The organism is Runella limosa DSM 17973 (genome assembly GCF_000482465.1).
In the GTDB taxonomy this organism is placed as follows: domain Bacteria; phylum Bacteroidota; class Bacteroidia; order Cytophagales; family Spirosomataceae; genus Runella; species Runella limosa.
On sequence record NZ_KI519428.1, the window covers coordinates 38,637 to 53,301 of the forward strand.

The 14,665-nt window shown below is 42.8% G+C and carries 11 protein-coding genes; 5 read left to right on the forward strand and 6 right to left on the reverse strand.

Going from position 1 to position 14,665, the window contains the following annotated elements; translation table 11 throughout:
* Positions 1-64: 64 nt before the first annotated feature.
* A complete protein-coding gene (locus tag K339_RS0127690) occupies positions 65-2,425 on the forward strand; it encodes a T9SS type A sorting domain-containing protein (protein ID WP_028526505.1) in 2,361 nt (786 codons plus the stop codon).
* Positions 2,426-2,545: 120 nt separating this feature from the next.
* The gene (locus tag K339_RS0127700; protein ID WP_037302075.1) at positions 2,546-2,935 is read left to right on the forward strand and encodes a hypothetical protein; all 390 of its coding nucleotides are present in this window, start codon (positions 2,546-2,548) and stop codon (positions 2,933-2,935) included.
* Positions 2,936-3,054: 119 nt separating this feature from the next.
* Here K339_RS0127700 and K339_RS0127705 read toward each other — a convergent pair whose 3' ends face one another.
* Complete coding sequence (locus K339_RS0127705; RefSeq protein WP_028526507.1) at positions 3,055-3,822, reverse strand: class I SAM-dependent methyltransferase; 768 nt, start codon at positions 3,820-3,822, stop codon at positions 3,055-3,057.
* Positions 3,823-3,963: 141 nt separating this feature from the next.
* Between K339_RS0127705 and K339_RS0127710 the strand changes: the two genes are divergently transcribed.
* Together K339_RS0127710 and hisS are read left to right on the forward strand one after the other, a co-directional pair.
* A complete protein-coding gene (locus K339_RS0127710) occupies positions 3,964-4,272 on the forward strand; it encodes a hypothetical protein (protein ID WP_084332335.1) in 309 nt (102 codons plus the stop codon).
* Positions 4,273-4,638: 366 nt separating this feature from the next.
* The gene (hisS, locus tag K339_RS0127720) at positions 4,639-6,000 is read left to right on the forward strand and encodes a histidine--tRNA ligase (RefSeq protein ID WP_028526509.1); all 1,362 of its coding nucleotides are present in this window, start codon (positions 4,639-4,641) and stop codon (positions 5,998-6,000) included.
* A gap of 70 nt (positions 6,001-6,070) precedes the next feature.
* Here hisS and K339_RS35050 read toward each other — a convergent pair whose 3' ends face one another.
* On the reverse strand, positions 6,071-7,480 hold the full coding sequence (locus K339_RS35050) for a TlpA family protein disulfide reductase (protein WP_037302078.1): 1,410 nt from the start codon (positions 7,478-7,480) through the stop codon (positions 6,071-6,073).
* 63 nt (positions 7,481-7,543) lie between these two features.
* Positions 7,544-8,962, reverse strand: a complete 1,419-nt coding sequence (locus K339_RS0127730; RefSeq protein ID WP_028526510.1) for a TlpA family protein disulfide reductase — start codon at positions 8,960-8,962, stop codon at positions 7,544-7,546.
* 243 nt (positions 8,963-9,205) lie between these two features.
* Between K339_RS0127730 and K339_RS0127735 the strand changes: the two genes are divergently transcribed.
* On the forward strand, positions 9,206-9,826 hold the full coding sequence (locus K339_RS0127735; RefSeq protein ID WP_169731907.1) for a YdcF family protein: 621 nt from the start codon (positions 9,206-9,208) through the stop codon (positions 9,824-9,826).
* Positions 9,827-9,884: 58 nt separating this feature from the next.
* Here K339_RS0127735 and pfkA read toward each other — a convergent pair whose 3' ends face one another.
* The 3 genes from pfkA to K339_RS0127750 form a co-directional block, all read right to left on the reverse strand.
* Positions 9,885-10,859, reverse strand: coding sequence for a 6-phosphofructokinase (gene pfkA / locus K339_RS0127740; RefSeq protein ID WP_028526512.1), 975 nt, complete (start codon positions 10,857-10,859; stop codon positions 9,885-9,887).
* A 269-nt stretch (positions 10,860-11,128) separates the two neighbouring features.
* Positions 11,129-12,778, reverse strand: a complete 1,650-nt coding sequence (locus K339_RS0127745; protein WP_028526513.1) for a hypothetical protein — start codon at positions 12,776-12,778, stop codon at positions 11,129-11,131.
* Positions 12,779-12,826: 48 nt separating this feature from the next.
* Positions 12,827-14,479 carry a hypothetical protein gene (locus K339_RS0127750; protein ID WP_028526514.1) on the reverse strand — a complete coding sequence of 551 codons (1,653 nt, stop codon included), beginning with the start codon at positions 14,477-14,479 and terminating at the stop codon, positions 12,827-12,829.
* Positions 14,480-14,665 lie beyond the last annotated feature (186 nt).

Here is a 14,665-nt window from a genome sequence, read left to right on the forward strand (position 1 = left end):
TGTGAAATGCGTCTAATTTAATTGAATAGTAACATTTCCCTACACCGTTTTTAATATTTATACTATGAAACGATTATTGTTTACCCCCCTCTTTGTTGCCCTGAGTATATGTTCACTTTGGGCACAGTCATCCCTAGAAGTTTCTAAACAATGGGAAAAAGCCTACGGAGCCTCTTTGTTGGGTGAGGTTGCCCTGGGATGGCCTGTGAGTAAGGCAACGCCCAACGGCAATATACTTTTTAGTTTCCCGTACCGTCTTTGTGCTTCTAAGTGCAGTACTTCCATTGTTTATAGAAGCATTGTCCGCGATAGCCTTTACAAAACAGAAGGCAGTTATATGCCTTCGCAAGGCGGCGCATGGGCTTTTGTGAAAGGATATTCAACCAAATTAAGCGGTGGTTGGGACGAGGCTACCAATAAGTTTTATACAACCAGTACCTATTATTCCCCTAATTTCGATGAGATAGGAAAGGTTACCCAATCGCAACCAGCTTATATTAGCTCAGTCAACCCACTGTCAAATGGCGCACTTATCATGAGTACCACGGCGACAATCGGGGATTATAGCGATAGCCTCGTTCGGTACGATGCGCAAGGGAAGCGGGTTTGGGCAGTTGCTACGGCCAACTATAACCGAACCCAAAATGAAACCACTTGGCGCGAAAGTGCTACCGTCACTCCGATGTATCAAGGAGAAGAAACGGCGTTTATTAGCTCAAAAACCGTACGGGACATCAATAATTTTAACACAATTATTTCTCAGCAGACTGACTTGAAGGTGCTTACTGGAAACGGAATCGAAAAGTGGAGTGCCAGTATTGAATCGCCACTGACGTACACCAAAGTAGTGGGGACGGATACGCAAGGACAATGGTATGTTTTGACGCAGCGCGATTCGTTGGGGCGAGTGTTGACGTTTTCAGCAGAGGGCGCGAAAGTAAACGAAGTGGTGATTTCGATTCCCAATTTGAATAGTAATATGGGGGTAGAAATTCAAAAAACGGCTGATGATGGTTTTGTGCTGTATTGCCGTAATGTTTTGAATACGTTTTTTGCCAAATATAGTAAAACAGGGACGCGTGAGTGGAGTTATCAGATGCCTCCGTACGTTGATCAGTTAAAAATTACTTCAACGGGGAACATCATTGCTTATACCCAATACCTGAATCAGTATAATTTAACGATTGTTTCTCCAACGGGTGCTGAAAAAACAAAACTGTCACTTTTTCATCTGATGGAAGGAAGCAATGGCTGGTTTTATGGAACAACATTGGATAAATTGTATGCCGTTAATCCACAAGGTGAAATCGCGTGGACGATAAACCGAGCGACTGCTCGTGCCGTTGTGAGTGAGGACCTAGATGGGGGTTTGTTGGTAACTGAAACATTTTCAACAAAAAATCCGACGGCAAGTGTTTATCTGGGCGCGTGGAACTTGGATGTTGCGAACACATTTATGCTTAGTAAATATACAAAAGAAGGGAAATTACTTTGGAAAACTCCCATCAATGCGCCCGTCGGTGAGCCCAATTATCAGGTGCGTTTCATGGCGGGGGCGTACCCCTCTAAGGAGACAAAAGGCGCCTACTTGCTGACGTCTCAGGTGATTACGATGAGTAAAAATGCCAGCATGGGAAACCAAAGTAATGTTAGCTACGCTACTTCTGTCATTAAAATAATGCGCCCTTGTTATACCCAATTGACGGCTACCTTGGCCACAACTTCGCCATCTTTGTGCGGAGGACAAACGGTTAAATTAGAAGCAAACGCCGATTCGTTGGGCTTTCTGACGTACCAGTGGCAGCGCGACGGGCAGGCAATCATCACCAATCGTCAATCTACTTTTGAAACCACCACCGAAGGTGTTTATCGCGTAATGGTCTCTGATTCAGTTTGTGGAACAAGCTCACTTTCTTCAACCATTGAAATAAAATCAACCCCCAATGCCTCTGCGACTTTGGTGACAAACCCACCCGTATATGCGCCCAACAAAGCCAAATTGCAAGCCAATGAAGGTGCAGGGTTAACCTATCAATGGTTGAAAAATGGACAGGAAATTGCGGGAGCGGTGGCGTCGAGCTATGAAACAGCCGAAAGTGGCGCTTTTTCGGTGAAAGTAAGTCGCGATGGATGCAGCCGTACATCACCCCCTTTGACGGTGGAGGTAATGCTGCCGTTGGGAGTGGATGGAACGACCGAAGCCGAACTACATATTTCTCCTAACCCTAATTTGGGAGAGTTTGAATTAAAACTTCCGACAGGGTGGGAGCGGGCTCAAATAAAACTACATGATGTACTAGGGCGTGATATTCCTGTAAATCAGTCCAATGGCCGAGTAACTGTGCAAACAGTGGCAGGTATGTATTGGCTCAAAGCCCTGTTTGAAGGCCGCGAACTCACCCAAAAAGTCGTCATTCATCCCTAAAATTACTGTTAATTCTAAGGCTATTCTAATCTTACCTTAATACGCCTCTAATATGGGTGTAGTACCTTTGTCATGTCCTAAAAGAAGGACGTATTCCAAAAATCATAAATCGTTACAACCATGAAATCGTTCATCACAACCATAGCAGCTGTTGCATTGTTAGGTACCACATCCGTCATGGCCCAACTCAATTCACCACATAACTACAAGCGCCCTGTTTCGCAAAAAAGCACAACAAAAAGCGCCAACATTGTGGTTGAAGATCGAGTAGCCCCTTTAAAATTGAACAACAACGTAGCGTCGGTACACAATTATAAGCGACAAGGGAGTGTTAATTTTCAGCAAGAGTCAATTGTGGCTCTTAGCGCACCAGTCATTGGTAATAGCCCACAAAACCCGACGGCGTTGCCCAATTATTACAAGAGTCAGTTTAAACCAACGGTGTCAGAAAATAGAAGTGCAATAAAAGTGAAGAAAGACGACGTGAAGACTGACACATTGGCAAGATAAGTTTTTAAGAATCCACACTGTTTCTTTTCTATTGTGAGTTTAGAAGAGGAAATATTTCTACTAGTTGAAGAGCCACGAGAGATTTCTCCCGTGGCTCTTTTGTATCTTGTTGGTGGAGATTATACTTTTTGACAAAAATAGATAATCTCGCTACCAGGTAAGGCAAAACGCTTTGCTTCTTCTTTGCTGAGTTCGTCCATCACAAAACGATCTTCGGTTACTTTAAATCCACCTTTTTCGAGACGTTGGCCGTAATCGCGCCCAAAAAGGCGCACGTGGTCATCTTGCCAAAAAAGTCTTTCACGCTCTTTGGGATCGGTAATGCTGGGGTCTTCAAACGTGGTAGCCCTCGACCAATCTTGCGGAGACTGAATAATAGCCCAGCCGCCAGGTTTGAGCACCCGATAAAGCTCGGACATGGCCTTGATGTCATCGTCAACGTGCTCCATGACGTGGTTACAGAAAGCCACATCGAAGGTGTTGGCTTCAAATGGAATTTGGTGGATGTCCATTTTGACCTTTGCCAAAGGCGATTCGATGTCAGCCGTGACGTAGTCGATGTTTTTTAAACGTTCAAAACGGTCGATAAAACAATATTCGGGAGCTACGTGAAGAAGTTTCAGGTTGTCTTTGAAAAAGTTGGTTTTGCGTTGGAGGTATAAATACATCAGGCGGTGGCGTTCGAGCGACAGGCAATTGGGACAAAGAGCATTGTCGCGCCCTGAGCGGCCATAAGGTAAAAACTTTCGGAATTCGCTGCCGCATACGCTACATTCGACTCCCTTGCCACTGTAAAAAATAGCCAATACACGTACGCCAATGTGACTAACCAACTGTAAGTACTTACGCGGGATATGCCGCAAAACCCAACTAATAACGTCTTTCATTCGTGAATTTTATCAAATTTTTATTCAACAAGTGCTGCAAAGTTTTTACTTTTCGCCATAATTCCAAAACCAATTACGACACCACTAACAAAGATGATTCCAAAAACATCGAAACCGCCCGGTAAAAAGCTCATCAAGCGCATGAGTTCGCGTACAAAATCATACATTTTGGCACCCCTTAGCCTATTAATGATTGGCTATGGCTTGTGCGTTTTTAGTGAAGCAGGCCACCTCAAGCATACAAACGCTCCCTTTCGTCAGTGGTTTATGATGGGAACCTACAGCTTGGTGGTCATCAATGCAGGGCTTTGCTTTTTTGGTCAGGCGATTGTATTTAGGATTCAATACCAATTCCGACAAGAAACGCGGCGAAAGTTGAAAAAGATGCAAAAGGAGATTGAGCTTGCGCTGAAAAAGAAAAATGCCGCTCAAGGCGGCAAGATTGTTTAAGCTTTAGCGGCGAACTCAGCCTTGATAGCTTCAACGTCCACTCTCTTAATTTCTGGTTTCCAGCTGCGTTGTTTCATTAACACTTGCTTGTTCTGTGGAATCATTACGTTGCGCTTACTTTTACGCAAAAGTTTAGTAACTGCCATTGTCGTATTATCTAAATGTATTGTATGTTTCTTGTAAAATGAGCCGCAAAAATACGGATTCATTTTTAAAAAAGTAAGCTCTTTCGCTCTTTTTTTTCGGTAGAGACGCTACTTTTGTAATTAGAAAAGTCCACAGTTCATTGGCCCACTCCCGATGGTCAATGAACTGAATTCAAAAAAAGCACTGTGGACAGTGGACTATCAACTACCGACTATAACAATGAGTAAACCCTCTTTGGCCCGTGGAACGCGCGATTTTGGCCCCGCGCAAATGAATAAGCGTAATTACATTTTTGATACAATTCGCCGCGTTTTTCAGCGATATGGGTTTCAGCCACTCGAAACACCTTCTATCGAAAACCTTTCCGTTTTGATGGGAAAATATGGCGATGAAGGAGATCAGTTGCTGTTTAAAATTCTGAACTCAGGTAATTTTATTGAAAAAGTTACTGAAACCGATTTGCAAGAGGGGTACAAAAAAATGACCCTCAAGGTGTCGGAAAAAGGACTACGATACGACCTCACGGTGCCTTTCGCGCGTTATGTGGTGATGAACCGTAGTGACTTGGTGATGCCCTTTAAGCGTTATCAAATTCAACCTGTGTGGCGTGCTGATCGGCCGCAACGTGGGCGTTATCGTGAGTTTTATCAGTGTGACGCCGACGTGGTAGGCACCGATTCGCTGGTGTGTGAGGCCGAAATTGTGCTGATGATTCACGAAGTGTTGCGCGGTTTGGGGGTTGAAAATTTTACGGTAAAAATCAATAATCGTAAAATTTTGAGCGGAATTGCTGAGGTAATTGGCGCTCCAGGACAGGAAGGCCCAATGTGCGTGGCCATCGACAAATTGGATAAAATAGGAAAAGAAAAGGTAGAAGAAGAGCTGGCGTCGCGGGGATTCTCGGCGGAAACCATCGCTAAACTTCAGCCCATTTATGAATTAACTAACGACCAATCAACGATTTTTGAGCGTTTGAAAGCGTGGTTGGCTGATTCTGAAATTGGTACTAAAGGGGTAACTGAGTTGGAAGAGGTTTGGAATAAAGTCTCTAATTTTGGTTTAAAAGCCCCGCAAATGGAACTCGATGTGACCCTCGCACGTGGCTTGAGCTATTATACGGGGGCGATTTTTGAGGTAAAAGCCAACGGTGTACAAATGGGAAGTATTTCGGGTGGTGGTCGTTATGACAACCTAACGGGGACATTCGGGATGCCTGGGCTCTCGGGCGTGGGGATTTCGTTTGGGGTTGATCGCATCTATGATGTGATGGAAGAACTCCAATTATTCCCCGAAAATCAGTCGGTTTCTACCCAAGTGATGATTACCAATTTTGACGCTGCCGCCGAGGCACACGGATTGGGCGTTCTTCGTCAATTGCGCGAGGCAGGTATCAATGCCGAATTGTACCCTGATGCCTCAAAACTCAAGAAACAATTTGATTATGCTGACCGTAAGCGTATTCCATACGTGCTTATCATTGGGTCAGAAGAAATTCAAACGGGAACGTACTCGCTGAAAAATATGCACTCAGGAGAGCAACAAAAATTAGACTTGGCCGCGATTCTCGCTTTATTTGCTTAATGATTACTGGCTTTATTTTCCACAAAAAAATCCCCGTGAATTCAATTTCGCGGGGATTTCTTATTGAGCCTTATTTCGTTGAAAGCTTCGATTGTTCTTCGTAAAAATCGATAAAATTATCTAGTTGCTCTACAGCCATCTTGCGGGCGATAATTTTCTTGTCTTTGTCTAACACATAGACCATGGGAGTGTTTACGACGTCAAATTCTTTGCGGAAATCAGTCCTGAAACTGAAATCATACCCGTGACGCCATGCACCTACGCCAAAATCATGGATGTATTTTTTCCAATTGTCGGGTGAACCCGTTACTGATACGGCCAGAACTTTAACACTCGATGCGTATTTTTCGGAAAACCGTTTTAATTCTGGCGTGGACTGTCGGCAATGTCCACAATCGGGGTCATAGAAAAACACGACAGTGTATTTCGATTGAATATCAGCCAATTTAAAAATGGTTTTTGAGGTATCGCTGAGGGTAAGTGCAGGCATGGACTTACCGACGAGCAATGGTTTCATAATTGCTACCCTACTACGAATATTCTGCACCGTACTTGAGTCGGTGATGGGCATAATGCCGCCTAAATAATATTTTTCGGCCAAGTGTACAAACACAGCATCGCCTCCGACAGTATTTGGGGTTTCGGCTTGATTGGTCAAATACCAAATACAATACGCTTGCATTTCTTTGCTTCCCCCCTTCAGGGCTTTTCCGATCACATAATCGCTGGCCTGAATGAGTGAATCTGGCGCTGGAAACGTCAAGTTTTGAAGGTAGCGGTCGAGTTTGCGTTGGAGAAAAGGCGTGCGAACGAGACGTTCGTCGCTAAAATCAAAATTGTCCCAAAAATGGGCACGATAATAGTTAAACAACCAAGCCGAATCAGGACGGCCATCGGGGCGTTTGGGAGGCGTAGGAAGCGCAATTTCATTACTTGCACTCAAAATTTTCCCCGTAAAGGTAGCCGCGTTTTCTTTGACAAACTGATGGTAGTATTCCGACATTTGACGACGAATATTCCCAGTTTTTGCTTGACTTATCATGTCCTGACGCACTTTCGCTTGGGCTTGAACCAAGGTTAATTCTTGGGAATAGCCAAGCATTTTTTGCTGGTAATTAAAAAAACGTTCATTGTCGGGCGAACCTTCTATTTTCATGTTACCAACAATACTTAACGTATCGCTGACAAACGAAAAGTGCTGTTCTGGGCCAACGATAAAATCAAGTAAGCGGTTTTTGTTGGGTTTTAAAACGATGTAAAGCCCTTCGGGTAACGATTTTGAGCCCGTAAAACTCAAAACACCTTTGTCGTCAACAAGGGCGGTGTCTTTGGTGATGGTTTGGTCAAACCCAAAATAATGAGCCAAGGTATATGCGCCAGGTTTCAATCCTTTGACGGTGCCTTCGATTTTGTAGCCATTTTGTGCCCAGCTGTAATTGAGCAAGAAGTAAGCAAAAAAAAGTAAACTGATTTTTTTCATCGGTAGGTAGGTTACAAGGGCTAACCTCCCGAAAGTTTCAAATTTTCGGGAGGTTCAAATAAACTATTGCTTTTTTTGTTCCTGCGCCAATTGGCGTTTGTAAACATTCAAAAACGGTTCAATATCTTCGACGCCGAGGCGGCGGGCAATGATTTTTTTCGATTTGTCAAGAATATAAATCGTAGGTGTAGAAAAAACATCGTAGTCGGTACGATACACTACCTGTCTTGAAGCGACCAATCCGTAGCCATTGGTAAGGTTTTCGAGCTTAAATTCTTTGATAAATTTCCGCCATTCATCTTCGCTGCCGTCCACCGAAATGGTCATTAATTCCACGCCTTGCGTATAAAGTTTTTCTTGCAAAGCTTTTAACTTAGGCGCCGATTCGCGGCAGTGCCCGCAGGTGGGCGAATAAAAAAACAATACTTGATAGTCGGCTTTGACGGCATGGATGTACTCAAGGCGGTCGGCGGCGCGGTAGCTCATTACCCCAATGTCAGGAATCACTTTGTTGACCAAAAGTGGTTTTAGCACCTTGATGCGGTCGCGAACGTTTTTGAGGGTACTCGTGTCTGAGACGGGCATGATACCCGTGAGGTAGTATTTTTCGCCCATGTGGACAAATACGCCTTCGGTTCCTACAATTTTGGCGTTTTCGTATTGGTTGGTAATGAACCAAATACAGTACGAAATAATGTCTTTTTTCTTACCTGCAATGGCTTTCCCAACGACGAAATCGGCTTCTTTGGTAATGGAGTCTTCCGACTGAATCGTCAAATCTTGAAAATAGCGTTTGAGTTTTTGTTCAAGGAACGGTGTCTGAATCATTCGTTCATCGGCAAAGTCAAAGCTATCCCAAAAGTGAGCTTTGTAATAATTGAATATCCACAAGGAATCTACCTTGCCGTTGGCTTTTTTGGGAGCAGGGGGAATGTCTGGTTCTGCCGACGTTTTGAACAACTTCACCGTAAAGGTGCCCTCGTTTTCGGTCATAAATTTATCATAGAAGGCTTTGCGTTGTTCTTGCAAATCTTTGTATCGCTTGTCGGTTTCGGGGAGTTTGCTGTCTCTCAATTGTTTATATTGGGTGTCTTTTTCCCGCATAAACTTTTGAAACTGGTAAAAAAGCTCATTGTCGCGGCTACCAGAAAATTTGGTGCTTGAAATCAAATCAGTGGTATCGCATTGGAAGCTAAATTGTTGGTCATCAGTGATTAATACGCGAAATAAATTTTTGCGATCTGGAAAGACCACTTCATACACGCCACCCAACAGCGGTTTTTCACCTTCAAAAACAAACTTTCCGTTGGCGTCGATTTTGGCAGTGTCTTTGGCATAAATCTGCGTTCCATAGTAGTTTGCCAAAATACAATCTCCACCCTTAAAATTCTTCACTTGTCCTTCAATTCGATAGTTGCCTTGTCCATTCACGCCGTAAAAGACGCAGAGAAGAAGAAAGAAAAGCGTACTCGTAAATTTCATGTTGATTTTATTTTATTGTAATCCCAAAAATAGCGTAATTATTTTTAGTTACTTAAACGAAATTTTCGCGTTTTTAGCGTTCGATTTACAACCCTGTTTATGTTTTATATTCTCTCCAAGACATTTGACGTATTATTAATGCCCCTGACAATGGTTTCAATTGCTATTGTTTACGCAATGTTTCTCAAAAACCGTACCCGAAGCCGTTGGATTACTGGATTGTCTCTCTTTTTTTTATATCTAATGAGTAGCCCCATCTTGGTGAATGAACTTTTGAAGGCATGGGAGACGCCTTCTCAGGCGATTTCGAGTGAGTACCAAGTGGGAGCTGTGTTGACGGGCGGCATCATCAAAAAGTATGACTACCAAACAAAGCAAGTGTGGTTGGGCAAAAGTGGTGACCGAGCTACGCAAGCTTTTGAATTGTACCGATTGGGCAAAATCAAAAAAATAATCATCAGCGGAGGAGAAGGGTCATTTTTGACTAATAAACATACTACTTCCGAAAACGATGGTATCCGACAATACTTGATTTATTCGGGCGTACCTGCCGAAGATATTATTCAGGAACCCATGGCGCGCAACACGCGTGACAATGCGGCTTACACGGCAAAAATCCTAAAACAACAATTAGGAACCAACAAATGTGTCGTTATTACTTCGGCATTTCATACGCCAAGGGCTTTGGGATGTTTCCGAAAAGCGGGGGTAGAGGTGGTGCCTTCTCCTGCCCACTTTCTGCAAGAAAATTATGACATCTGGATTGATAAGTTTTTCCCTTCGGAAGAAGCACTCGTTGCGTTTTATTTCGTTTGGCACGAAATGGTCGGCTACACCATCTATAAAATAATGGGATATTTGTAGAAGAAAAATAATACATCTGGGGAGTCGGATGACACCACCAGATGTAAAATAAAATGTACTATGTACTCAAGATTTTTACCATTCGCAACATGTCTTCGCTGATTGGTTTTGGCAGACGAATGGTATCACGGAAAGGAGTATAAACAAGTTCGTTGTTGATAATACCCACCATCATGTTTTTTTCTCCATTCATTAAGCCTTCCACAGCCCCCAATCCAAGGCGACTGGCTAAGATGCGGTCATAAGCCGTAGGGATACCTCCCCGCTGAATGTGACCGAGGGTGGTTACCCGAATGTCCATATCAACTTCCAAACGTGCCTTGATTTTATCGGCTACTTCGGCGGCGTTTCCTTCTTCGTCCCCTTCAGCTACCACGATGATAGACGATGATTTTGAACGGTTCCAGCCTTGTTTGAGGGTTTCTACTACTTCCGAAATCGGTGTGAGTACTTCAGGAACCATTACAATTTCGGCCCCGCCAGCAATTCCGCACTGGATGGCAATGTAACCAGAGTCACGACCCATTACTTCAATAAAAAACACGCGGTCGTGCGAGTCTGCCGTATCACGAATTTTGTCGATGGCTTCCAAGGCCGTATTTACTGCCGTATCGTAGCCAATGGTATGGTCTGTTCCGTAGAGGTCGTTGTCAATGGTTCCAGGGGCACCAACAGTCGGGATGCCGTACTCGTCAAAAAAGATAGTTGCCCCCGTAAAAGTTCCGTTACCACCAACGGCTACAAGTCCTTCAATGCCAAATTTTTGAATTTGTTCGTAGGCTTTTTGACGGCCTTCTTTGGTCATGAACTCTTTGCTTCTAGCCGACTTGAGGATAGTACCACCGCGTTGAATAATATTGCTAACAGAATGAGAAGTCATCTGATAAATGTCACCGGCAATCATGCCGTTGTACCCGCGTCGGATGCCATATACTTCGATACCATAATAGATGGCGCTTCGAACCACAGCGCGAATACACGCGTTCATACCAGGGGCGTCGCCACCAGAGGTAAAGACTGCTATTTTTTTAATCATAAGTTAGGTATTAAGGTGGTTAGTTATTTCAGCAGTTAATAAGATGCACTAGGCGTATTAGCTACTTCAAACACACAAATTTATTTTGTATTTCGGTGAAATACCGAATATTTTGAAAATTTCTTCAAAATTTAACCAAAGCATCTCCCGCGTAATGGGTCAAAATCTATCATTTTTGATAACTGATTTCGAGGTAATTTTGACGGTAATTTATGAAAATTAAAATGCGTAATTGATTGTTAGTCAGGAGCTAATGGCTTGTTTTGTTATTTGTGCGAATAAATTTTTACTCCCTCTACTTCTGCCCTAAACAGGTAATTTTTAGCAATAAAGTCGGCCAATTCGGGATAGTTATGGTGTCCATATTTTTTTTGGTTATCCATCCAAATAGTTCTTGGAGTGACAGCATCCACAAAAATGGCGGGCTGGTTTCGTTGCAAATCACGCAAATACCGTTGATAATAGCGTTTTTGATAAGAATGGTGCATCCCGCTACGAGTCGTATGATTTTCGTTTACCCCTTGGGGCATCTGCGTCGCAACGTACAAATCGCACGACCACCCCCACACGGCCATGTATTGTCCTGGGGCACCATATTCAAGAATTTGGTGGGCAATGTTTGCCCGTATAACATCGCCAGAACGTGGGGTGGAAGCAAACATATTGGTGGGCTTATTGCGGACAATATTGATGACAAAAAGCACAAAAAAAGCGGCTTGGGTCGATACCATGATCCACCTGCTTTGCGACGGAAGGTGTTTTAAAAAAAGGCTAAAGAATAGCAAAAAAGGTAAAAACAGGTAATGGAAATAATGCTCGTAATAACTGCCCGTACGCGTGATAGCTAGGTTGGCCATTAATAAATAACCAACCAACATCACCCAGAAATAAGCGTCCAGCGAGATACTTTTACCTGCCCGTTTTTTGATGATTATTACAAAGCTAGCCATCATCGAAAGCAGTATAAAGGGATATAAAAGCCACTCAAACCCACAGCCTTTGCGGACAATAACCCAAGGGAGACGAAAGAAGTTAACGAACTTACTTCGCGGTACACCATTGGTGGCAAAGTTGTCTTTATAGGCCAAATTGGCCTCGATGTAGTAGGTGTAAAAATCATCTAAGACGTCGTTGTTGGCAAGAAATAAGCACCAAATAGACCACCAACCCACAAAACCTAGCGTTAAATAAAGGAAATAGGAAATGAGTTTGGAACGTTGGTAGAAAAACAATTGAGCACAAGCATAAATGCCAACGACAAAGGCCATTGGTAGGGCTTGCAGTTTGCACAGAGGAATAGTGCCAAGCAGTATCCCGAAAATCACTAACTCAGTTGCCTGAAAACCTTTTTTTTGATTCCAATAGGCTAAGAAAAAGACCGTGACACTGAGGACTAGAATGGATACGATTTCGCTGTAGAAACTAACAAAATCTGTGAACTGAATACAACTTAAAAAAGAAATGAATGGTAGTATTGCCCACTGAACTGTAGCCGCAAGGTTCAGAACTTTGGCGGTGAAATAACTTATTATAAGTGCTGCAATGGTCAGAACCCAACTTAGGATATGGGCAAATTGAAAGTCGAGTGTAAAGCCCAAATAAGCAAATCCGCTTAATAAATAACTGGTTAGCGGCCCCCCCGTGGTAGGATCGATGGAGCGATACACCATAGGGTCGATGGAAAGCGTTAGACCTTGGGTCAGCATTTGGCTTTCGTCGGGATCGAGTTCGTGGTTGAACAGAAAAGCGGGAAGCCGCATAAAGGCGGTAAACGCCACCAAAATAACAATAAAAACGCCATCCGACAAGGGCCGTTTTCTGAGTAGAATCCAAATACTAAATGCTGCAATAAGCAGGTGACCAACAAGTTGGAACGCAAATGGATTCGCACTAAACTGAATCTCCAGAGGATTCATAACAAGTGTGTAATAGGTAATACTGAGGGTGGATTATTGAACTGGCTCCTAACGAGCAACGTAGATTTTTACGCTATCTATTTCTTCTTTGAAGGTGTAATTTTCTGCTACAAATTTGGCCAATTCGGGGTAGTTTTGGTGCCCGTAAATTTTGGGGTCATGCATCCAAATGGTTTTGCTTGTCATGGCATCTACAAACACTTTTGGCTTAGTTCGTTGAAGGTCGCGTAAGTACCGTTGGTAATACTCCGACTGCAAAGGGTGTTTCATGGCACTCCGAACCGAATGGTTTTCGTTGACTCCTTGGGGCATTTGGGTTTCCACATGGTATTCACAAGACCACCCCCAAACGGCTAGATAATCGCCGGGGTTTCCATATTTTAAGATGGTTTTACTTACAGGCCCCAGTTCGTTTTGACGCGAATAGGCGGTTGTGTAGGCATTGAGGGGAGCGTGATTGATAAGGCGTTTAATACCTTCACCAAAAAACACCAGTTGAGTTAAAAGTACGCCCCATTTCCAAAGGGAAGGAAAAGTGAGTTGTTGGAGAAACAGGCCCGTCAATAAACAGCAAGGAATAATTAAGTACAGAAAATGATGCGGGTAAAAACTGCCTGTACGTATAATAACGGCTATAGACATTAATAAAAAACCGACCATCATAGCCCAAAAATAGTGGTTGCTTTGCGCTATTTTGGTTAAGACTGTTTTTGAAAAATGCTTGATAATAAATACGAACCCAAGAACTACAAATGGGAAGAAACAATGGTTTAACTCTGAGGTTGTTTGGTAGATAATCATGGGAAAACGGGCAAGAAAGAGCCAAGGACTTCGATGCGAAGCATCCGAAAAATGGACTTTTAGCTGTGCATTGCCTATGATGTAATAAAGGAAAAAATCATCAAGTAGCCCGTTGACGTACATGTATAATAACCATCCTCCTCCCACTACGGCTACACTACCAGAGATTACAACTGCGTAAAGAACCCATTTCTTCTTTTGTACCATAAAAATTAATACCAAACTCCAAACGCCAAGGATAAAAGCCAAGGGAATCGCTTGTATTTTACATAAAACAATAACTGTTATAGATACCCCAAAAGCAATCAATTCGGTAATAGTAAAAGTTTTAAGATGCCCCCAACGAACAAGAAGAAATATGCAGTAACTCAGTAAAATACTTGCAATACCCTCGCTGTAGTAATGAATATAGTTGGCATCTTGAGCGAAACTGAAAAATGCAACTGTAGGAACGACGGTTAGTTGAGCTATATAGGTTGGGACTAAATATTTGAGGGTTTTGTAGAGGAAATAAATGGCGATTAACGTAATAATCCAACTCAGCACATGAGCGGTGTGAAAGTTGAGTGGAAAGCCCAGTAAATGCACAAGTGTCAAAAGGTACGTATTGATAGGCCCGCTGGTAGTTGGGTCAAAAGAACGGTAAATTAAGGGGTCAAACGTTATAGTTAAGCCTTGGGCTAACATTTGACTTTCATCGGGGTTGAGAGGAAGGTTGTACAGAAAGATGGGAAGACGCATAAATCCAGAACAAAGGAAAAGCGCCGATATGAAAAAAAGCTCAGTAAAAGGCTGCTTCTTTAAAATGAGCCAAATGGTAAAACTTCCTAAAAAAATATGCCCAATCAACCACCAAAAAATAGGAGAACTCCCGAAGTCGAGCCAACTTGTAAATTGCATAGAATACGATTTAAAACTGCAACAAAAGTAACGAAATAATACTTTATTGGATAAAATAAATCGGCGTTTTGCTAAAATAACAAGCCATTAAAGGATTTTCTACTGAGGTCCATTATAGGGATATTGTATCAAGATATTAAAACCTTAATACTAAGGCCATTAATGAGTAAAAGAAGACGTCTAACA

Coding starts and splice junctions, on each gene's coding strand:
- K339_RS0127690 (WP_028526505.1), top strand. CDS start 65: ATGAAACGATTATTGTTTACCCCCCTCTTTGTTGCCCTGAGTATATGT.
- K339_RS0127700 (WP_037302075.1), top strand. CDS start 2,546: ATGAAATCGTTCATCACAACCATAGCAGCTGTTGCATTGTTAGGTACC.
- K339_RS0127705 (WP_028526507.1), bottom strand. CDS start 3,822: ATGAAAGACGTTATTAGTTGGGTTTTGCGGCATATCCCGCGTAAGTAC.
- K339_RS0127710 (WP_084332335.1), top strand. CDS start 3,964: ATGAGTTCGCGTACAAAATCATACATTTTGGCACCCCTTAGCCTATTA.
- hisS (WP_028526509.1), top strand. CDS start 4,639: ATGAGTAAACCCTCTTTGGCCCGTGGAACGCGCGATTTTGGCCCCGCG.
- K339_RS35050 (WP_037302078.1), bottom strand. CDS start 7,480: ATGAAAAAAATCAGTTTACTTTTTTTTGCTTACTTCTTGCTCAATTAC.
- K339_RS0127730 (WP_028526510.1), bottom strand. CDS start 8,962: ATGAAATTTACGAGTACGCTTTTCTTTCTTCTTCTCTGCGTCTTTTAC.
- K339_RS0127735 (WP_169731907.1), top strand. CDS start 9,206: ATGAGTAGCCCCATCTTGGTGAATGAACTTTTGAAGGCATGGGAGACG.
- K339_RS0127745 (WP_028526513.1), bottom strand. CDS start 12,778: ATGAATCCTCTGGAGATTCAGTTTAGTGCGAATCCATTTGCGTTCCAA.
- K339_RS0127750 (WP_028526514.1), bottom strand. CDS start 14,479: ATGCAATTTACAAGTTGGCTCGACTTCGGGAGTTCTCCTATTTTTTGG.